This window comes from Streptomyces sp. NPDC088387, from assembly GCF_044753385.1.
Taxonomy (GTDB): domain Bacteria; phylum Actinomycetota; class Actinomycetes; order Streptomycetales; family Streptomycetaceae; genus Streptomyces.
On record NZ_JBIVNC010000023.1, the window covers coordinates 23,672 to 43,172 of the forward strand.

Below are 19,501 nucleotides of genomic sequence, written 5' to 3' on the forward strand. Positions count from 1 at the left end.
GCGGGGGCCGCGGGCCTACAGCTCGACCCGTACGTCGTACATACGGACCCAGGTGTCGAACTCGACGAGCCGCTCCATGACCGCGCGCATGCCCCACAGGCCGCCGAGTCCCGCGTAGCTCTCGACGGGGTGGTCGAGGAGCTGTCGGACGCCCTCGGCCGGTACCAGCGCGAGGACCGGCGAATCGGGAAGCAGGGCCGCCACCTTGGCGCGCAGCGCCGAGACGTACTCGACGTCCTGGGTGGACGGGTAGGGGCTCTTCTTGCGGGCCAGGACCGATTCGGGCAGGGAGTCGGCGGCCGCCGCGCGCAGCAGGCTCTTCTCCTTGCCGTCGAAGGTCTTCATGTCCCACGGCACGTTGAAGACGTACTCGACGAGCCGGTGGTCGGTGAACGGGACGCGGACCTCCAGGCTCGCGGCCATGCTGATGCGGTCCTTGCGGTCCAGCAGGAAGTTCTCCCACCGGCTGATGTTGAGGTACGTCAGTTCCCGCATCCGGCTCTCGGCGGCGGGCTCGCCGGGCAGCCGGGGCACTTCGGCGAGGGCCTCGGCGTAGCGCTCCTTGACGTACTCCTCCAGGCCGAGCCGGTCCCACAGGCCGATGTCCTTCATGGTCTGGAGTCCGCCGAGGCGGCGCCAGGCGTCGTGCCAGGGGAACGTGTCGCCGTTGACAGCCTCCTCGTCGAAGAACCAGTTGTAGCCGCCGAAGAGTTCGTCGGAGGTCTCGCCGGACAGGGCGACGGTGACGCGTTCCTTGAGGGCGGTGCACAGGTGGAGCAGGGAGTGCTCCATGTCGCCGGTGGAGATGGGCAGGTCCTGGCTGCGCAGGACGCGGGTGCGGATGGACTCGTCGAGGACGTCGGCGTTGTCGAGCTCGACGATGACGTGCTCGGCGCCGCAGTGCTCGGCGACGTCGACGGCGTACGGGGTGTCGGGGTCCATCCAGATGCCGTTGCCCTCGAAGGGCCGGTTCTTGAAGTCGACGGAGAAGGCGGCGAGGGGTTCGGGCCTGCCCTGCTCGCGCAGCGCCTTCGCGGCGAACGCGGTGATGACGCTGGAGTCGAGGCCGCCGGAGAGCAGGGTGCCCACGCGTACGTCGGCGATCAGCTGCCGGCGCACGATGTCCTCCAGGAGTTCCCGCACCCGCGCGATGGTCGTGTCGAGGTCGTCCTCGTGCGGGCGGGCCTCCAGCTGCCAGTAGGTGCGCACGGTGTGGCCGGTGCGGTCGAAGCGCACGACGGTGCCGGGGACGACCTCGTGCATGCCCCTGAAGATCGCGTGGCCGGGGGTGTTGATGATGGCGAAGATCTCCGCGAGGCCCTCGCGGTCGACGACGGCCTCCACGTCGGGGTGGGCGAGGATCGCCTTGGCCTCGGAGCCGAACAGCACTCCGCCGCCGGGCAGCGGGTAGTAGAAGAGCGGCTTGACGCCCATCCGGTCCCGCACGAGCAGCAGCTTCTCGGCCCGCGGGTCCCACAGGGCGAGCGCGTACATGCCGTTGAGGCGTTCGGCGAACTCCTCGCCCCACTCCAGGTAGGCGTGCAGGACGACCTCGGTGTCGCTGGTGGTGCGGAACTCGTGGCCGAGGGCGGCGAGTTCCTCCTTGAGTTCGAGGAAGTTGTAGACCTCGCCTGTGTACACGATGACCGGGAGGCCGTCGTCCGGGCCGGTGACGTGCATCGGCTGCCGGCCGCCCTCCAGGTCGATGATCGACAGCCGGACGTGGCCGAGCACCGCGTGGGGTGAGGCCCACAGGCCCTCGCCGTCCGGTCCGCGGCAGGCCATGGTGTCCCGCATGGCGGCCACCACGGAGTCCTGTTCCGTCAGATCGCGGTCGTGACCGACCCATCCCGCAAGTCCGCACATGGCTGTCCCGCTTCCTTGTCTCGTGTGTGTGGTGTCCTGCTGTCCTCGTGTCCCGCCGGTGCGCTCGGGATCACGGCCGGGGCGGGTGTCCGATCCGGTCCCAGTACCGCAGTTGCCGCTCCTTGACGGGCTCCGCGAGCACCGCGAGCCGCTCACCGCCGATGATCATCGTGTGGCGCCGCGCGGGGGTGAACGCCTTCCAGGCGGGCGCGTGGGGGCTGTGGGGTGTCTCGCCCCGGGCGAACGAGGCGACGAGGTCGATGAGGAGGCCGGAGATCCGGTGCTCCGGCGGACCGTCGCCGTACGCGGGGGCGTTGTGGTCCAGCGTGTGCGAGCCGAACAGGAACTTCGACGTGGCCTCGTGCGGGGTGCCCCGGTGGGGCGGCCGCAGGGGGTGCGCGAACTCGGCGAGGTGGACCGGGGACCGGCCGCGCCGCGCGTGCCGCTCGGTCTGGCGCAGGATCTGGTGGCGGAAGAGGCTGTCGCCCCATATCTCGGTCCACAGCGCGACCGGGTCCTGCGGCAGCCCGTCCGCGACGGCCGCCTCCCGGTAGTGGGCGAGGCAGTTCTCGACGAGTTCGGCGGTGACGGTGGTCCGGCACTTGCGCAGCACCATGGCCACCGCCGCCCGCAGCCCCGCCTCGTCCTCGGGGAGCGGGCCGGGGTAGGGGTAGCCGGGGCCGGTGGTGAAGAACGTGCCTTCGGTACGGCAGTACAGCACCAGGAGCGGGACGCGCGGGGTCGGCAGGTCGTGGTCGAATCCGCGCATCCACTGGCCGTCCGGGACCGGGCCGCGGTACTCGCGCCAGCCGGTGTGGGGCCGGTCCTCGGGGTCGCCGGAGAAGATGTCCTCCCAGGCGTCCTTGAGTTCCACGCCGGGGACCGAGCGCAGGGTGTCCACCGTGCGGCCGAACCGGCGGGCCAGCGCGGCGTACACGGCCCGCGACTCGGCCGGGGTGGTGGAACTCGCCGGGTTCCAGACGTGCTTGGCGCTGATCGGCACCGCGCGCCGGATCACCGACCGGAGTTCGGGCAGCAGGCTCAGCTGCCAGGTGCTGGAGCCGCCGGCGGAGGTGCCGGCCACGGTGATGTTCTCCGGGTCGCCGCCGAACGCGGCGGCGTTGGCCTGGACCCAGCGCAGCAGGGCCGCCTGGTCCTGGAGGCCCCAGTTGCCGAACGAGCCGGTCCGCGGGTCGACGAGGGTCTCGTGCAGTCCCCAGCCGAGCAGGCCCAGCCGGTAGTTGAAGGTGACGACGACCAGGTCGCCGTGGACGGCGGGGCGGGTGCCGTCGTAGTCGGGCTCGCTGCCGGCGCCGACGGTCCAGCCGCCGCCGTGGATGTAGACCAGGACGGGGCGCCGGCCGCGGATGCCGGGTGTCCACACGTTCGCGTAGAGGCAGTCCTCGGAGCTGCCGGGCACGTAGTCGGTCTGGAGGGAGGGGGCGCCGAACCGGGTGGCGTCCCGGATGCCGGTCCACGGCTGCGGCGGGACCGGGGACGCGAACCGCAGCGGGCCCACGGGCGGCGCCGCGTAGGGGACGCCCCGGAAGACGGTCACCTCGTCGAGCCGCTCCCCCGCGATACGGCCCTCCGTGGTGCGGACGACCACGGAACGGCCCCGTCCCGCCGTGCCCCGGGGGGCCGGGACGGCGGAGGGGACTCGGTTGTGGGGCAGGTCGACGGAACGCGTCACGGCAGAGCTCCCCGGAACGTCGGACGGCAGCGGCCTTGGGCCGCCGGGACCGGACCCATGGTGCGGGGGTGTTCCGCCGCGGCCCAAGTCCGGCCGCGAAGTCCATCAGGTCCGGGCCGGCGGACCTGATGGAGTGCCCCGCACCTGACGAACTGCGGATTCTCCCGTTGGCAGCCGCCCCGGCGGCCCCCACGATCGGCAGCCAGTGACGGCTCGTCCCACGGGACGTTCCGGCACGCGGTCCGCACGACGACAGGCCCTGGGCCCGTGCGGACCGGCCGCACCGGCTCCCGGCGGGACCGGGAACGGACGGCCCGGGAACGCCCGTACGGCACCCGTCGGTGCGGGACGCCGGCGCTCCCTCTCTCCGTATGCCGCAGGCCCTGTTCCGGCCGGGCGGCCGACCGCTCTCCCACCGGACGAGTGCGCGGCCGGCGCAGGCCACCGATGTCGTGGAGGACCGAATGGACACTGTCGTGCGCGAGGTGCGCAGCAAACCCGCCCTCCAGCAGCCCCAGTGGCCGGATCCCGGCCATCTGGCCGAGGTGCGGGCCGATCTCGCCGGCCGCCCCGCGCTGGTCGGCCCGGCCGAGATCCGCGCCCTGCGCGGGCTGCTGGCCCTGGCGGCGCGGGGCACCGCCCGGGTGGTGCAGGCCGGTGACTGTGCCGAGGACCCGATGGAGTCGACCGCGAGTTGTGTGGCGCGCAAGGCGGGTGTGCTGGATCTGCTCGCCGGGGCCATGAAGATGGTCTCCCACCGGCCCGTCGTCCGGATCGGACGGATCGCCGGCCAGTTCGCGAAGCCCCGCTCGAACCCCTTCGAGGTCGTCGGCGGCAGTGAACTGCCGGTCTTCCGCGGGCACATGGTGAACAGCGCCGAGCCCTCCCCCGACGGCCGGATCCCCGACCCGGACCGGCTGCGCCTGTGCTACGACGCCGCCGCCGACATCGTCGGCCATCTGCGCACGCTGCGCGGCGGGGCCGGCGGGGCGGCCGTCGAGCAGCCCGTGTGGACCAGCCACGAGGCGCTGCTCCTCGACTACGAGGTGCCCATGCTGCGCCGGGACGGCGGGAAGCTGTGGCTGACCTCGACGCATCTGCCGTGGATCGGGGAACGCACCCGGGACCTGGACGGCGCCCATGTGGAGCTGTTCACGCGGATCGCCAACCCGGTGGCGTGCAAGGTCGGTCCGTCGATGACGCCCGGTCGGATCACCGCGCTGTGCGAGCGGCTGGACCCGGAGCGCGAGCCCGGCCGGCTGACCCTGATCGCGCGGATGGGCGCCGACGCGGTGACCGAGGTGCTGCCGCCGCTGGTGGCCGCGGTCCGGGCCGCCGGGCATCCGGTGATCTGGCTCTCCGACCCGATGCACGGCAACACCGTGACCACCGCCGAAGGGCTCAAGACCCGCTATCTGGAGGCCATCGAGCGGGAGGTGCGCGGCTTTCTGCGGGCCACCCGCAAGGGCGGCGGGGTCACCGGCGGGGTGCACCTGGAGACCACTCCGGACCACGTCACCGAGTGCGTCCGCAACGCCACGCACGCCGGGCTCGTCGGCCAGAAGTACCTCAGCCACTGCGACCCCCGGCTGACCGCCTCCCAGGCCGTCTCCGTCATCGCCTCCTGGCATGAGTGACTCCGCCGCCCGCCGTCCGGGCGCCCGGGACCCCGAGGAAGGAAGGGCGAACCCCATGCACACATCGATCGCACTGGTCACCGGAGCGGCCGGCGGTATCGGCGCCGAGGTGACCCGGCTGCTGGCCTCGCGCGGCACCCCCGTGGCCGCCGTCGACCACGACCAGGACCGGCTGGAGGCGGCGGTGGCCGGGTTCACCGCCGCGGGCCTGCCGGTGCGCGGCTTCCCGGCGGACGTCACCGACAGCAAGTCCGTGGACGGTCTGGTGACCGCCGTGGAGGACACGTTCGGCCCGGTGGACCGGCTGGTCAACGCGGCCGGCGTGCTGCGCATGGGCCCGGTCCTGGAGTTCGGCGACGAGGACTGGGCCGCCACCTTCGCCGTCAACGTCACCGGCGTCCTGCACATGTGCCGTGCGGTCGTGGGCCGGATGATCCCGCGCCGGCGCGGCGCGATCGTGACCGTCAGCTCCAACGCCGCCGGCACACCCCGCGCCGGGATGGCGGCCTACGCGGCGTCGAAGGCCGCGGCCACCCAGTTCACCAAGTCCCTGGGCCTGGAGGTCGCCGCCCACGGCATCCGCTGCAACCTCGTCGCGCCCGGCTCCACGAACACGCCCATGCTGCACGCGATGTGGGCCGACGAGGAGGCCGCGCGCCGCACGCTCGACGGCTCGCCCGAGGCGTACCGCGTCGGCATCCCGCTGCGGAGGATCGGCCAACCCACCGACGTGGCCCACGCGGTGGCGTTCCTGCTGTCCGAGGAGGCCTCCCACATCACCCTGCACGACCTCACGGTCGACGGCGGCGCCTCCCTGGGAGTCTGACGCCCGCCGTCCGCGGTCCACCCCCACCACCGACGTAAGGACGACCCGTGCCCGGCATCCCGCACATCGACCCCTATCCCCTGCCCGAACGCGGCGACCTGCCCGCCAACACCGCCTCCTGGACCGTCGATCCCCGGCGGGCCGTGCTGCTCGTCCACGACATGCAGCGCTACTTCCTCAGGCCCCTGCCCGAGGGGATGCGCGAACAGGTGGTGGCCCACACGGAGTTACTGCTGCGGTACGCCGAGGACACCCGGATGCCGGTCGCGTACAGCGCGCAGCCGGGCGGGATGAGCCCCGAGGAGCGGGGTCTGCTGCGCGACTTCTGGGGTCCGGGCATGCGGGTGGACCCCGCCGACCGCGAACTGCCCGGCCGGCTCGCGCCGCGCGCGGGCGACTGGCGGATCACCAAGTGGCGCTACAGCGCCTTCGTCCGCACCGACCTGCGGGAGCGGATGCGCGCGCACGGGCGGGACCAGCTGATCGTGTGCGGGGTGTACGCGCACGTCGGTCTGCTGGCCACGGCCGTCGACGCGTTCAGCCAGGACATCGAGACGTTCATGGTGGCCGACGCGATGGCGGACTTCTCCCACGCCGACCACCGGACGGCCGTCGAGTACGCCGCGGCGCGCTGCGCGGTTGTGCTCACCACCAAGGAAGTGGTGAACCGGTGACCGCCGATCCGCTGGCCCGCGTCCTGGGCGAGGACCCGCCGCCGTTCGCGCTGCTGCACCGCCCGGGAACCACCGGGCGCGGTGAACTCGACGTCCTGACCGGTGACTTCAGTGCCGTCGAGCGCCTCGCCGACCTGCCGGTCCCCGAGCCGCCGGCCGACGGCACACACGGGGGCGGGCGGCACGACCTGCTGGTCCTGGTGCCGTACCGGCAGATCACCGAGCGGGGATTCGCCGGCCCCGCGGAGGACACGCCCCTGCTGGCCATGGAGGTCGCGGAGCAGCGCCGGTACGCACTCTCCGAGGTGCTGGACCGGCTGCCGGACGTCCCGCTCGGCCTCACCGGCGGTCACTTCGACGTCGACGACGAGCGCTACGCCGAGCTGGTGCGGTCCGTGGTCGCCGAGGAGATCGGCACGGGCGAGGGCGCGAACTTCGTCATCAAGCGCTCCTACCGGGCCGGCGTCACGGACTACGGGCCGCACAGCCCGCTCACCCTGTTCCGCCGGCTGCTGGAGGGCGAGTCCGGCGCGTACTGGACGTTCCTCGTCCACACCGGCGAGCGCACCCTGGTCGGGGCCAGCCCGGAGCGGCACATCAGCGTGCACGCCGGGCGGGCCGTGATGAACCCGATCAGCGGGACGTACCGCTATCCGCCGGCCGGGCCGACCCTGACCGGTCTGATGGGCTTCCTGAAGGACCCCAAGGAGACCGACGAGCTGTACATGGTCGTCGACGAGGAACTGAAGATGATGTCCCGTGTCTGCCCGGAGGGCGGGCAGGTCGTGGGGCCGTTCCTGAAGGAGATGGCCCGGCTCGCGCACACCGAGTACTTCATCGAGGGCCGTACCGGCCGCGATCCGCGGGACATCCTGCGCGAGACGATGTTCGCGCCGACCGTCACGGGCAGCCCGCTGGAGAACGCCTGCCGGGTCATCGCCCGGCACGAGCCGACGGGCCGCGGCTACTACAGCGGGGTGATCGCCCTGCTGGGCCGTGACGCCGACGGCGGCCACGCCCTGGACTCGTCGATCGTCATCCGCACCGCCGACATCGACACCCGCGGCAACCTGGAGATCACGGTCGGGGCGACGCTCGTACGGCACTCCGATCCGTCGTCGGAGGCGGCGGAGACCCGGGCGAAGGCGGCCGGGCTGATCGCCGCGTTCGACACCGGGCGGCCGCACACGCCGGGCGAGGAGCGGACACCGCCCGCCCGGCTGGGCGACCTGCCCGCCGTGCGGGCCGCGCTCGTCGAACGCAACGCCGCCATGGCCGACTTCTGGCTCGCCGCGACACACGAGCGGGTCCGGCACGATCCCGCGCTCGCCGGGCGGCGCGCGCTGGTCGTGGACGCGGAGGACACCTTCACCTCGATGATCGCCCAGCAGCTGTCGTCGCTGGGGCTGCGGGTCACCGTCCGCCGCTTCGACGAGACCTGCGATCCGACGGCGTACGACATCACGGTCATGGGCCCCGGGCCCGGCGACCCGCGGAACTCCGGGCACCCGAAGATCGCCCGGCTCGAACGGCTGACCGGTCAACTCCTGGACACCCGGCTGCCGTTCCTCGCCGTGTGCCTGAGCCATCAGGTGCTCGCCCGCCGGATCGGCCTGCCGCTGACCCGGCGGGAGACGCCCAACCAGGGTGTCCAGCACCACGTCGACCTCTTCGGACGGCACGAGACCGTCGGCTTCTACAACACGTTCGCCGCCGTCTGCGCCGACGACAAGTTCGAGGCGCCGGGTGTGGGGGTCGTCGAGGTCGCCCGGTCCCCGGAGACGGACGAGGTGCACGCGCTGCTCGGCCCGCACTTCGCGTCGATGCAGTTCCACGCCGAGTCCGTGCTCACCCGGGGCGGGCCGCGGATCCTGCGCACACTGCTCACCGAGGTGCTGCGCCGAGGGGAGGGCTGAGCCGTGCCGGACACCGAGGTCGGGCCGGTCCGCGCCAGGGGCGCCGGAGACCTGCCGGTGGTGGCCTTCTGGTCGGACATCGGCTGCCCGTGGGCGTCCCTGGCCCTGCACACCCTGTACGAGGCCATGGAGCGGCTCGCGGCCCCGGTCCTCGTCGACCACCGGGCCTTCCCGCTCGAACTGATCAACCGTGAGCCCACCCCGAAGACCATCGTCGACGTCGAGGTCGCGGCGATCGCGGCGCGGGTCCCGGGCACCGGCTGGCGGCGGTGGTCGGCGCCGGAGTGGACGTACCCGTCGACGATGCTGCCCGCGATCGAGGCGGTCCAGGCGGCGAAGCTCCCGGAGGTGGGCGGGCTCGCGGCGGCCGGGCAGCTGGACGCCGCGCTGCGCCGGGCGTTCTACCGGGAGAGCCGGCCGGTCGCGGTCCACTCGGTGATCCTGGAGGTCGCCGAGTCCTGCGACCTGCTCGACACCCGGGCGCTGTCCGCGGCCCTCGCCCGGGGACTGGGACGTGAGCAGGTGTACGCGCAGCTCCGGGTCTCCCTGACCCCGCGGATCCAGGGCAGCCCCCATCTGTTCACCGCCGACGGGTACGTCGTGCACAACCCGGGTGTGCACAGCAGCTGGACGGACGCGCCGGAGCGGGGCGGGTTCCCGCTGTTCGAGCGGTACGACGCGGACTGGGCGGACGCGCTGGTCCGCCGGCTGCACGACGGCACGTGAACGACCCGTGTTCCGGCGGACTTCGAGCCGCCGGAACACGGGTCGTGGCTTTCCCGCGCCTCGGTCAGAGGAACACGCCCCGCGGGTCCCAGGCCGCCTTCGCCGTACGGGCCTGAAGCCGGCAGGTGGAGACATGGGCCGGTCCCGGCGCGTCCGGCGCGGTACCGGCCGCGGTGCCGTTCGCCCCGTAGGAGAACGCGTCGAGGGCGATCAGGCTGCCGGATGCGGAACCGTCCGACCCGCGCAGGGCGCTGGTGGTGACCCGGCACATCTCGCAGCCGCAGTCGGCGTGTACGGGCACCACACCGCCGGGGTCGGCCACCGCCAGTGACAGGGAGTGCCAGCGGTCCAGCCAGGGCAGCCGGCGCGGTGGCAGTACCTGGCACTTCTCGGTGAGGGTGAGTCCGTCGGTGAGCGCGGCCCGGTCCGCCCGGAGCATCCGTTCCGCGTCCGGTACGGCGGAGTCGACGTGCAGGGCGAGGACGGCACCCACACCGGTGTCGCGCTCGGCGCCGGGCAGGGCGATCCCGCCGAACACGGACCGGTAGACGGCGGCGGAGTTGGTGTGCGAACGCTGCTGCCAGCGGCGGTAGTTGTGGAGCAGGGCGGGCAACTGGCCGTGGCCCAGTTCGCCGTTGGGCATCACGACGAGCGCGCTGAGCAGGATCACCGGCGCCCGCGGCAGCAGCCCGGCGGGGTCGTCGCCGCCGGTGCCGGGGGAACGGAACCAGTATCTGGTCACGAGGCCGAACTGCTCGGCGCCCACGGTGGTGTGGGCCAGCCACAGATCGCGGTGCGGGTCGTCGGGGTCGCTGGTGGCCACGACGGACCGTGTCTGGCCGTAGGCGTTCACCAGGACGATCTCCACCGCGCAGTGGTACTCGTCGGCCAGTCCGTGCGCGGCGCCCGGCCGGTGACAGCCGGGGCCGCAAGTCCGCCTGCGGCCGACGGGCGGGATCATCACCCCCCAGCGCTGGTAGAGCGTGCGCTGTACGTCGGTCGACCGGGCGCCGGCCTCGACCGCGAAGGCGCCGCGGTCGGTGTCGAAGTACACGGCGTTCATGGCCGACAGGTCCACGTACGCGCGCGGTGGCAGCCCGTTGCCGTTCCGTGGTTCTTCGCGGTTGGCTCCGCCGACCGCCACCCGGTCGCCCGCGGCCACGGCGGCGGCCACGAAGCGCCGGGCCTGCGCGGTCGAGGAGACGAGGACGCGCCGGGGGATGCGGACGTCACCGGACGCGCCGGGCATGTGGTCGCACAGATGCTCAAGCATGACAGTCCGTTCGGTGGGGGTGAGAGGGACGGTCGTGGTGCGGCGGACCCACAGGGGGCGGACGGCGAGGGGTGGGGGACCCGGCCGGTCCCCCACCGCCGGGACACGGCCTAGCCGGCGAGCAGGGTGGCGATGGAGGGGCCGAAGGCCGCCCCGAGCAGGTAACAGAGGTTGAACAGGCCGATGGCGGCGGGGCGTTGGTCCTCGTGGACGGCGTCGTTGGCCTGTCCGGCGAGGATGCCCTGGCCGGAGGCGGCCGCGATGGACGCCGAGGCCTGCGCGACGAGCAGTACGGTCCAGGCGGTACCGAGCGCGAGGAGGGGTGCCACGGCGCCGAGCACCACGAGGACGGCGACGACGGGCCGGCGCCCCAGCGGGCCGGACGCGGCGACGACGAACCAGGAGAGCGCGCCGCCGAACAGCAGCGGCCAGACCATCGACAGGCCGATCCGGTCGCTGTCCCAGTCGGTGTGCTCGGTCAGCGCCTCGGGAACCGCGTACATCAGGCCGAAGTTGACGACCGCGAGCGCGAAGGCGATGACGCAGGCGGCGAGGAAGGCGGGATGGCCGACGACGGACGCGGGGACGAATCCCGTGGGCCGCAGCCGCATGTGCCGGACCAGGGCGATCACGGCCACCGCGGCGGCCCCCCCGGCGATCAGCGGGTTCTGCGGGACGAACACCAGCGCGGTGACGAGCGCGGTGAGCATGACGGCGCCGAGGCCGTCGAAGGTGGAGTCCGGTTTACGGTCGCCCGCCGGGACCCGCCGCATGACGGCGAGGACGCCCAGCAGGCTGATCACCGGCAGGGCGAGGGCCGTCCGCCAGGACAGCGCCCCGGTGACCAGCGAGCCGACCAGGGGCGCGGTCGAGCCGACGACGGCGAGCGAGGCGCTGACGATGCCCATGCGCAGCGGGGAGCCGGCGAGGCTCATGGCGATGGAGGTGAGTCCGGCGGTGCCCAGCGCCTGAAGTGCGCAGCCGGCGATGGCCGCCCACAGGACGGGGACGCCGAGGACGAGGGCGGCGCCGAGCGCGATCTGCGCGCCGCAGGCGATCAGGGCCGGGCGGGTGCCCCGGTGCCGCATGAGCCCGGCCATCAGGGGGGTGCCGACGGCGATGCCCCAGCCGAACGCGGTGACGCACCAGGCGGCCGCGGACTCCGAGCTGCCGAGGCCGCGGGCGATGTCGCCGAGGACGAGGGCCGGCCCGGCTATCCCGAAGGACAACGGGCCCGCCATCAGGGCGAGATACAGGGCCGGTATGTGCGGGGGGCGCGGTGAGGCGGCGGGGGCCACGGAGTTGGCGGCGGGCCGCGAGCCGGTGGTGGGTTCTTGCATCAGTCCTCCCGGACATGAGGGTCCGGCCGGGACGGCGCGGCGGTGGCCTCCGCGGGCCACCGCCACACCGGGGCCGGGCGGGTCGTTCAGCCCTTGAGGGTGGGGTAGTCGGTGTAGCCGCGGTGGTCGCCGCCGTAGAAGGTGCCCGGCACGATCTCGTTGTACGGACCTCCGGCCAGGATGCGCTCCGGCAGGTCGGGGTTGGCCAGCCACATCTGCGCCAGGCTGACCGCGTCGGCCAGGTCCTCACGCAGTACCTCGGCGGCGGCCTCGGGCGTCACGGTCGCCTCGTCGCCGGTCTTGTGCGGGTTGAGGATGAGGCTGCCGGGCCACTCGGCCCGCACCATCCGCGTCACGTCCCGGAAGCCGAACTCCATGATGTGGACGTACGCCAGCTCCAGCGGGGCGAGCGAGCGGATCAGTGTGCGGTACAGCCCGGTCGGGTCGCTCTCGGCGATGCCCTCGCTGTTGCTGCCGGGGGAGATCCGGATGCCGACGCGCTCCGGCCCGATCGCGTCGGCGACGGCACGCGCCACCTCGACCGCGAACCGGATCCGGTTCTCCACGGCGCCGCCGTAGCCGTCGGTGCGCAGATTGCTGTTGTCGGCGAGGAACTGGTGGATGAGATAGCCGTTGGCGCCGTGCAGTTCGACACCGTCGAAGCCGGCCCGCACCGCGTGGCGGGCGGCGGAGACGAAGTCCTCGATGGTGCGGACGATGTCCTCCAGCGTCATCTCCCGCGGGGTGGGGTGGTCCACGGGACCGTCGGCGGTGTACATCGTGCCGCCGGTGGCCACCGGCGAGGGCGCCACCGGGAGGGCTCCGTCGGGGTAGAGGCTCTGGTGCCCGACCCGGCCCGAGTGCATCAGCTGGACGAAGATCCGGCCGCCCTTGGCGTGCACGGCCTCGGTCACCACCCGCCAGGCGGCGGCCTGCTCGTCGGAGTGCAGCCCGGGGGTGTCGATGTAGCCCTGGCCGATCTCGCAGGGCTGGGTGCCCTCGGTGATGATCAGTCCGGCCCCGGCACGCTGGGAGTAGTACTCGGCGGTGAGCTGCCCGACGGAGCGGTCCACCGACCGGCTGCGGGTCATGGGCGCCATGACCAGACGGTTCGGCAGGGTCAGCTTCCCCAGACGCAGCGGCTCGAACAGTTCCTGCATGGTGTTCCTCCCACATGAGCAGACCTGGCACGTCCTTCCCATCCGAAGCTATGGAGGCAGGACCACTGACCGAATCCGTAGGGCTACTGGTCGGTCTACCGAGATCAAGGCCGAGTAAAATGCCGGTTACGGTAAGTGCTGCACGACGAGGAGCTCGGTAGAGGGGGCTGCGGTGCTGTACGGCAGGGCCGGCGAACAACAGCGGCTGGACGAGCTGGTCACGGAGGCGATCGCGGGCCGCAGCGGCGCCGTACTGCTGCGCGGCGAGGCCGGGATCGGCAAGACGGTGCTTCTCGACTGGCTGGCGGGCAGAGCCACGGGGCTGGGGATGCGGCTGGTACGGATCCGGGGCATCGAGCACGAGGCGGATCTGCCGTTCGCGGGTCTGGTGCAGCTGCTGTGGCCGCTCCAGCGGCGGCTGGACGCGCTGCCGCAGACGCAGGCGCACGCCCTGCGTTCGGTCCTGGGGACGGGCGAGACCCGGGGTACGGACCGCTTCCTGACCGGTCTCGCGGTACTGACCCTGCTCGCCGATCTCTCCGAGGACGGCCCGCTGCTGTGTCTGGTCGACGACGCCCAGTGGCTGGACCGGGCCAGTGCCGAGGCGCTCGCCTTCGCGGCGCGCAGGCTGGGGGCCGAGCGGATCGCGATGGTGCCGGCCAGCCGGGACGACACCAGTGAGGACAGGCCCGCCTTCGCCGGGCTGACCGAGCTGCGGCTGTCGCGGCTCGGCCACGAGGACGCGGCCCGGCTGCTCCAGTCCAGGGGCCACTCCCCCGCGGTCAGTGCCCGGGTCGTCGCGGAGTCCCTGGGCAATCCGCTGGCACTGATCGAGTTCGCCGCGACCCAGCAGGACGGGCACCACCATCACGCGCCGCTGCCGGTGACCGACCGGGTACTCACGTGCTTCCGCACCCAGATCGCCCAACTCCCGGAGCGTACGCGCCTGATGATGCTGATCGCGGCGGCCGAGGCCCGCGCGGACGTACGGCATCAGGTGCGCGCGGCGGAGCGGCTCGACGTCGGCCTCGCGGACCTGGACGAGGCGGAGGCGGCCGGGCTGATCCAGCTGATCGACGGCTCCTTCTCCTTCCGTCACCCCCTGATCGCCTCCGCGACCTATCAGAACGCGCCACTGGCCCGGCGGATCGCCGTCCATCGGGCGCTGGCGGAGGCCGCCGAGGATCCGGACTGCCGGGCCCGGCACCTGGTCGCGCTCTCCCCGGACCCGGACGACGCCATCGCCGAGGAGCTCGCGGCGGCCGGTGACCGGGCGCGGTCCCGCGCGGCCTACGGATCGGCCGCCCGGTTCTACGAGCACGCGGCGCGGGTGTCCCCGACCACCGGCCGGCGGGCCTCGCGGCTGGCGGTCGCCGCGACGCTGGCGCTGGCCGCGGGCCACTCCCCGCTGGCGGACCGGCTCGCCGCGCAGGCCGAGCAGTTACCGGCGGGCCCCGCCGACCGGGCGCTGCTGGCCCGGGTACGGGCGGCGGTTCTGGTGGACGACGACGATCTGCGCGGTGCGAGCCGCCATCTGCTGGACGAGGCGCAGCGCACCACCGCCGGGGACGCCCCGGCCCTGCTGCTGGCGGCCGCCCACCACGGCTGGCTGGCCTCGGACGCCTCGCTGGTGCGGGCCGCGTCGGCCCGGCTGGCCGCGCTGGACCGGCCGGAGCCGCTGGTGCAGGGGCTGGCGGGGCTGTGCGAGGGCGACGCGGCCTTCGCGCTGCCGATGCTCACCGACTCGCTGAAGGAGCATCTCGCCGCGCTCACCGAGGCCGTGGAGTACGAACACCCGCGCGAGGTACGGCTGTTGGCGGCGACCAGCGCGTCCGCGATCGGCGACGACGCGGCGGCGCTGGCGCTGGCCAGGGCCGAGGTGGCGCGCTGCCGCGACGAGGGCCTGATCGGTGAACTCCCGCATGCGCTGGAGGCGTTCAGCCAGGTGCAGGCGGTGCTCGGCCAGCACCGGGACGCCCGTTCGGCGATCGCCGAGGCCAAGGAGATCGCCGCGGACACCGGTCAACTCCACCGTTTGGCGCGGCTGTTCGGGGTGGAGGCGCGGCTCGCGGCCGTCGAGGGCGACGAGGGGTACTGCCGCCGGCTCGTCGAGGAGGCGCCGCGCCGCTCGCTGGGCGAGATAGAGCGGGCGCTGGTCCTGCTCGACCTGGGGCTCGGCCGGTACGCCGCCGCGCTGGAGCGTGTCCTGCCGCCGGCGCACGGCCCGGAGCGGGTGGCGTGGCTGAGCACGTCGGTGGCCGCCGACCAGATCGAGGCGGCGGTGCGGCTCGGCACCCCCGAGGCGGCCGAGGGCCATGTGCTCTCCCTGGAGGCGTGGGCGTCGTCGGGCGCGGCGCCCTGGGGGCAGGCGGTGGCGGCGCGCTGCCGCGCCCTGCTCAGCGACCGCGAGGACGACTACGCGAAGGCGCTGCGCCTGCACGACGAGGGCGGCCGCCCCTTCGAGCGGGCGAGGACGGAGCTGCTGTACGGGGAGTGGCTGCGCCGCTCGCGCCGGCGCGGTGAGGCCCGGGATCCGCTGCGCTCGGCCCTGGCGACCTTCGACCGGCTGCACGCCGAGCCGTGGACGCACCGGGCGCGCGCCGAACTGGAACTCACCGGTGAGACGCTCAGCGCGGCGCAGGCGACGGCTCAGAAGCTGGTGGACCGTCTCACTCCGCAGGAGCTTCAGGTGGTCCGGCTCGCGGCGGGCGGCAACAGCAGCCGGCAGATCGCCGCGCAGCTCTTCCTCAGCCCGCGCACGGTGGAGCATCACCTGTACAAGGCGTATCCGAAGCTCGGCGTCGGCTCGCGCCGGGAGCTGGCCGGACTGGACCTGAGCTGAGCGCAACCCCCGGGCCACGCGAGGACATAGCCGGGCATACGGGGCGTCAGTTCCGGGTCGCTGTCACCGCGCGGGCACACAGCGAGTTCTTACTTCCGCCCCACGGGCAGTCGTGTGACACTGGCGTCCCGTCCGCAGTGCGGACCCCACTCCGCACCGTCCCCCATGAGAAGTGTGCGCCGTGCGTTCTCTCCCCCTGCCGCTGGCTCTCACCGCGCGACTGACGCCGGTCGTTGTGCTCGCCCTCGCGGGCTGGGCGCTGTCGTCGGGCGCCGAGACGACCCCGGCCGCCCAGGACAAGTCCCCCGGGAAGACCGGCACCCAGTCCACCGGTGGCCCGTCGACGACCGCGGTGCCGAAGACCTACACGGCCGCGCCCCCGCCCTGCGGCAGCGTCGCCGAGAAGACGGTGAAGTCCCTGGTGCCGGACGCGAAGACGGCCGGCAAGGAGATCGCGTCGACGGACTCGAAGATCCGACGTACCTGCTCGTGGAACGCGCTCAAGGGGTTCGACTACCGCTGGCTCGACGTCTCGTACGAAGTGCTGGAGTCCGACGACGCGGCGGAGAAGTACTACGCGCAGCGCGTCGAGGAGAAGAGCGGCGGCGGCGCGGTCCCCGGCCTGGGCGACGCCGGGTACTCGGTCGTCAACCTCACCACCGAGGACGACCAGAAGACCCGGGAGGGTGTGGTGCTGTCCCGGGTCGCCAACGCCCTCGTGGTGATCACGTACAACGGCAGCGACTTCGAGACGAAGGAGGCGCCCAGTTCCGACGAGATCAACAAGGGCGCCATCAAGGCCGCGAAGGAAGCCGTGACCTCATTGCTGGCCGAGGCGGAGTAGCCGGCCGCGACCGCGTACCCGAAGAGGCGCGGGAACCGCGACCGGCCACGACGGACCCGCGGCCGTCAGACCCGCTCCCGTTCCCGGCCCCCCATCAGCACCACGTACAGCACCAGTGAGGCGCCCAGGCCCACGGCCCACCCGTAGTCCGCGAGCGGCTGGAGGAACGGGATCAGGCCGTCCTCGGGGAACGGACCGGACTTCACACCGTCCGCGTTCACCGTGGAGTACGAGCCGCCGACGGCCAGCACCCCGCCGGTCCCGAAGGCGGCCAGGGCACGCCAGTTCCAGCCGGCGTGGTACCAGTAGCGCCCGCCCGGTGTGTACAGGTCCGCGAGATGCAGGACCGTACGGCGCACGATCCAGTAGTCGCCGATGAGGATCCCGGCGACCGTGCCGAGCAGTCCGCCGACCACCCCGAGCCAGGTGAAGATGTAGAACTCGGGTGTCGAGATCAGCTCCCACGGGAAGATCAGGATGCCCACCACACCCGTGATCAGCGCGCCGGTACGGAAGTTGATGAACTTCGGCACGAGGTTGGCGAGGTCGTACGCCGGTGACACCACGTTCGCCGCGATGTTCACGGAGACCGTGGCGACCAGCACGGTGATCAGCGCGTACAGCAGCCCGAAGGCGTTGTCGGCCTTGGCGGCGAGGGCCACCGGGTCCCAGATCGCCTCGCCGTAGACCACCTCGGACCCGGAGGTGACGAGCACGGCGAGGATCGCGAACAGCGTCATGGTGGTCGGCAGACCGAGCGACTGCCCCCAGGTCTGGGCGCGTTGGCTGGCACCGAACCGGGTGAAGTCGGGGATGTTCAGCGACAGCGTGGCCCAGAAGCCGATCATGCCCATCAGGGACGGGAAGAACACCGGCCAGAAGTCGGCGCCCCAGCCCAGCTTGGACTCCTGGGACAGCAACTGGCCGAATCCGTCGGCCTGTACGGCGATCCAGACCAGCAGCGCGAACGCGCCGACGATCACGAAGGGCGCCGCCCAGTTCTCGAAGTGCCGCAGGAAGTCCATGCCCCGGTAGATGATCGCGATCTGGAGCGCCCAGAACAGCAGGAAGCACAGCCACAGCGGCCACGGGTTCCCGGCGATCCGCCCGGCGTTCTCCCACTCACCACCGGTGAGTTTGGAGCCGAGCGCGAAGATGCCGCTGCCGCCGATCCAGGTCTGGATGCCGAACCAGCCGCAGGCGACGGCCGCCCGGATCAGTGCGGGCACGTTGGCGCCGCGCAGCCCGAAGGAGGCACGGGCGAGCACCGGGAACGGGATGCCGTACTTGGGTCCCGCGTGCCCGGTGGCCAGCATCGGCAGCAGCACGATGACGTTGGCCAGGGCGATGGTGAACACCGCCTGCTTCCAGTCCATGCCGAACGCCACCAGACCGGAGGCCAGCGTCCAGCTGGGAATGCAGTGCGCCATGGAGATCCACAGCGCGGCGAAGTTGTACGTCGTCCACTTGCGTTCGGCGACCGGTACGGGCCGCAGGTCCTCGTTGGCGAAGCGGCTGTCGGCGGGGAAGGTGCCGGGCGCGAGCTCTATTCGGCCGTCGGCGTCGGTGGTCTGGGCAGCGGGCGATCCCGTGGGGACGGTGTCGGTCATGGGCAGGCCAATCGGTGGGAGCGGGACGGGATGGCCGTGCGGGGTGGCCGTGCGGTGGAAGGTGACCTACGAGTTGAGGGCTGGGATGACCTGCTCGCCGTACGCGTCGATCACCCGCTCCTGGGCGTCGTGCATGTCGTAGACGGCGAACTGGTCGACGCCCAGCTCCCGCAGGGCGGTCAGCTTCTCGATGTGCCGCTCGACGGGACCGATGAGACAGAACCGGTCGACGATCTCGTCCGGCACGAACGCGGTGTCGGGGTTGTCGGCGCGTCCGTGGTGGGAGTAGTCGTAGCCCTCACGGGCCTTGATGTAGGCGGTGAGTTCGTCGGGGACGGCCGCGGAGTGCTCGCCGTACTTGGCGACCAGGTCAGCCACGTGGTTGCCGACCATGCCGCCGAACCAGCGGCACTGCTCGCGCGCGTGGGCCAGCGCCTCGGGCGAGTCGTCCTCGGTGACGTAGGCGGGGGCGGCGACGCAGATGGTCACCTCGGACGGGTCGCGTCCGGCGGCGACGGCCGCGTCCTTGACGGCCTTCACCATGTACTCGGTGAGATAGAGGTCCGCGAGCTGGAGGATGAACCCGTCCGCCTCCTCGCCGGTCATCTTCAGCGCCTTGGGCCCGTACGCCGCCATCCAGACGGGCAGTTCGGCGCCCTCCCCGATCCACGGGAAGCTGATCACCGTGCCGCCGAGGTCGGCCTCCTGCCCGCTGCCGAGGGCCCGGATGACCTTCATGGCCTCGCTGATCCGGGCCAGTGTGTTGGGCTTGCGGCCGGCCACGCGCATCGCGGAGTCGCCGCGGCCGATGCCGCACACCGTGCGGTTGCCGAACATGTCGTTGAGGGTGGCGAAGGTGGAGGCGGTGACCTCCCAGGTGCGGGTGCCCGGGTTGGTGACCATGGGGCCGACCTTGAGGCGTTCGGTGTTCGACAGGATCTGGCTGTAGATGACGAACGGCTCCTGCCAGAGCACGGCCGAGTCGAAGGTCCAGCCGTACGAGAAGCCGTTGCGCTCGGCGCGCTTCATCAGGCTGATGACCCGCGAGGCCGGCGGGTCGGTCTGAAGGACGAGTCCGAAGTCCATGGACGCCA

14 protein-coding genes are annotated in these 19,501 nt (G+C 72.7%); 7 read left to right on the forward strand and 7 right to left on the reverse strand.

All coding sequences use genetic code 11. From position 1 onward, the window contains the following. Positions 1 to 15: 15 nt before the first annotated feature. Positions 16 to 1,866: an asparagine synthase (glutamine-hydrolyzing) gene (gene asnB / locus ACIQAC_RS38410; RefSeq protein ID WP_402199908.1), complete on the reverse strand. Its 1,851-nt coding sequence runs from the start codon at positions 1,864 to 1,866 to the stop codon at positions 16 to 18. Positions 1,867 to 1,936: 70 nt separating this feature from the next. Next, positions 1,937 to 3,559, reverse strand: coding sequence for a carboxylesterase/lipase family protein (locus ACIQAC_RS38415; protein ID WP_402199910.1), 1,623 nt, complete (start codon positions 3,557 to 3,559; stop codon positions 1,937 to 1,939). 464 nt (positions 3,560 to 4,023) lie between these two features. Between ACIQAC_RS38415 and ACIQAC_RS38420 the strand changes: the two genes are divergently transcribed. From ACIQAC_RS38420 to ACIQAC_RS38440, 5 genes are read left to right on the forward strand one after another with little or no spacing between them, the layout of a single operon-like run. Next, positions 4,024 to 5,196: a 3-deoxy-7-phosphoheptulonate synthase gene (locus ACIQAC_RS38420; protein ID WP_402199912.1), complete on the forward strand. Its 1,173-nt coding sequence runs from the start codon at positions 4,024 to 4,026 to the stop codon at positions 5,194 to 5,196. Between the two features lie 55 nt (positions 5,197 to 5,251). Further along, on the forward strand, positions 5,252 to 6,022 hold the full coding sequence (locus tag ACIQAC_RS38425; RefSeq protein WP_402199915.1) for a 2,3-dihydro-2,3-dihydroxybenzoate dehydrogenase: 771 nt from the start codon (positions 5,252 to 5,254) through the stop codon (positions 6,020 to 6,022). A 47-nt stretch (positions 6,023 to 6,069) separates the two neighbouring features. Beyond that, a complete protein-coding gene (locus ACIQAC_RS38430; RefSeq protein WP_402199917.1) occupies positions 6,070 to 6,696 on the forward strand; it encodes an isochorismatase family protein in 627 nt (208 codons plus the stop codon). After that, the gene (locus tag ACIQAC_RS38435) at positions 6,693 to 8,612 is read left to right on the forward strand and encodes an anthranilate synthase family protein (RefSeq protein ID WP_402199920.1); all 1,920 of its coding nucleotides are present in this window, start codon (positions 6,693 to 6,695) and stop codon (positions 8,610 to 8,612) included. The genes ACIQAC_RS38430 and ACIQAC_RS38435 overlap by 4 nt, the downstream gene beginning before the upstream one ends. A 3-nt stretch (positions 8,613 to 8,615) precedes the next feature. Then, positions 8,616 to 9,338: a DsbA family protein gene (locus ACIQAC_RS38440; RefSeq protein WP_402199921.1), complete on the forward strand. Its 723-nt coding sequence runs from the start codon at positions 8,616 to 8,618 to the stop codon at positions 9,336 to 9,338. A 64-nt stretch (positions 9,339 to 9,402) separates the two neighbouring features. Here ACIQAC_RS38440 and ACIQAC_RS38445 read toward each other — a convergent pair whose 3' ends face one another. The 3 genes from ACIQAC_RS38445 to ACIQAC_RS38455 form a co-directional block, all read right to left on the reverse strand. Further along, positions 9,403 to 10,611, reverse strand: coding sequence for a hypothetical protein (locus ACIQAC_RS38445; RefSeq protein WP_402199924.1), 1,209 nt, complete (start codon positions 10,609 to 10,611; stop codon positions 9,403 to 9,405). Positions 10,612 to 10,721: 110 nt separating this feature from the next. Continuing rightward, positions 10,722 to 11,951 (reverse strand): MFS transporter, encoded by a 1,230-nt coding sequence (locus tag ACIQAC_RS38450; RefSeq protein WP_402199926.1) that lies wholly within the window; start codon positions 11,949 to 11,951, stop codon positions 10,722 to 10,724. A gap of 86 nt (positions 11,952 to 12,037) precedes the next feature. After that, the gene (locus ACIQAC_RS38455) at positions 12,038 to 13,111 is read right to left on the reverse strand and encodes an alkene reductase (protein WP_402199929.1); all 1,074 of its coding nucleotides are present in this window, start codon (positions 13,109 to 13,111) and stop codon (positions 12,038 to 12,040) included. 172 nt (positions 13,112 to 13,283) lie between these two features. Here ACIQAC_RS38455 and ACIQAC_RS38460 point away from each other — a divergent pair, with 172 nt between their 5' ends. Together ACIQAC_RS38460 and ACIQAC_RS38465 are read left to right on the forward strand one after the other, a co-directional pair. Then, positions 13,284 to 15,953 (forward strand): ATP-binding protein, encoded by a 2,670-nt coding sequence (locus ACIQAC_RS38460; protein WP_402199930.1) that lies wholly within the window; start codon positions 13,284 to 13,286, stop codon positions 15,951 to 15,953. A gap of 181 nt (positions 15,954 to 16,134) precedes the next feature. Continuing rightward, positions 16,135 to 16,797 carry a hypothetical protein gene (locus ACIQAC_RS38465; protein ID WP_402199933.1) on the forward strand — a complete coding sequence of 221 codons (663 nt, stop codon included), beginning with the start codon at positions 16,135 to 16,137 and terminating at the stop codon, positions 16,795 to 16,797. Positions 16,798 to 16,862: 65 nt separating this feature from the next. Here the strand turns inward: ACIQAC_RS38465 and ACIQAC_RS38470 are convergent, their stop codons facing one another. Further along, positions 16,863 to 18,407: an NCS1 family nucleobase:cation symporter-1 gene (locus ACIQAC_RS38470; RefSeq protein ID WP_402199935.1), complete on the reverse strand. Its 1,545-nt coding sequence runs from the start codon at positions 18,405 to 18,407 to the stop codon at positions 16,863 to 16,865. Between the two features lie 66 nt (positions 18,408 to 18,473). Next, complete coding sequence (locus ACIQAC_RS38475; protein ID WP_402199937.1) at positions 18,474 to 19,493, reverse strand: TIGR03842 family LLM class F420-dependent oxidoreductase; 1,020 nt, start codon at positions 19,491 to 19,493, stop codon at positions 18,474 to 18,476. Positions 19,494 to 19,501: the final 8 nt, after the last annotated feature.

Coding starts and splice junctions, on each gene's coding strand:
- asnB (WP_402199908.1), bottom strand. CDS start 1,866: ATGTGCGGACTTGCGGGATGGGTCGGTCACGACCGCGATCTGACGGAA.
- ACIQAC_RS38420 (WP_402199912.1), top strand. CDS start 4,024: ATGGACACTGTCGTGCGCGAGGTGCGCAGCAAACCCGCCCTCCAGCAG.
- ACIQAC_RS38425 (WP_402199915.1), top strand. CDS start 5,252: ATGCACACATCGATCGCACTGGTCACCGGAGCGGCCGGCGGTATCGGC.
- ACIQAC_RS38445 (WP_402199924.1), bottom strand. CDS start 10,611: ATGCTTGAGCATCTGTGCGACCACATGCCCGGCGCGTCCGGTGACGTC.
- ACIQAC_RS38450 (WP_402199926.1), bottom strand. CDS start 11,951: ATGCAAGAACCCACCACCGGCTCGCGGCCCGCCGCCAACTCCGTGGCC.
- ACIQAC_RS38455 (WP_402199929.1), bottom strand. CDS start 13,111: ATGCAGGAACTGTTCGAGCCGCTGCGTCTGGGGAAGCTGACCCTGCCG.
- ACIQAC_RS38470 (WP_402199935.1), bottom strand. CDS start 18,407: ATGACCGACACCGTCCCCACGGGATCGCCCGCTGCCCAGACCACCGAC.
- ACIQAC_RS38475 (WP_402199937.1), bottom strand. CDS start 19,493: ATGGACTTCGGACTCGTCCTTCAGACCGACCCGCCGGCCTCGCGGGTC.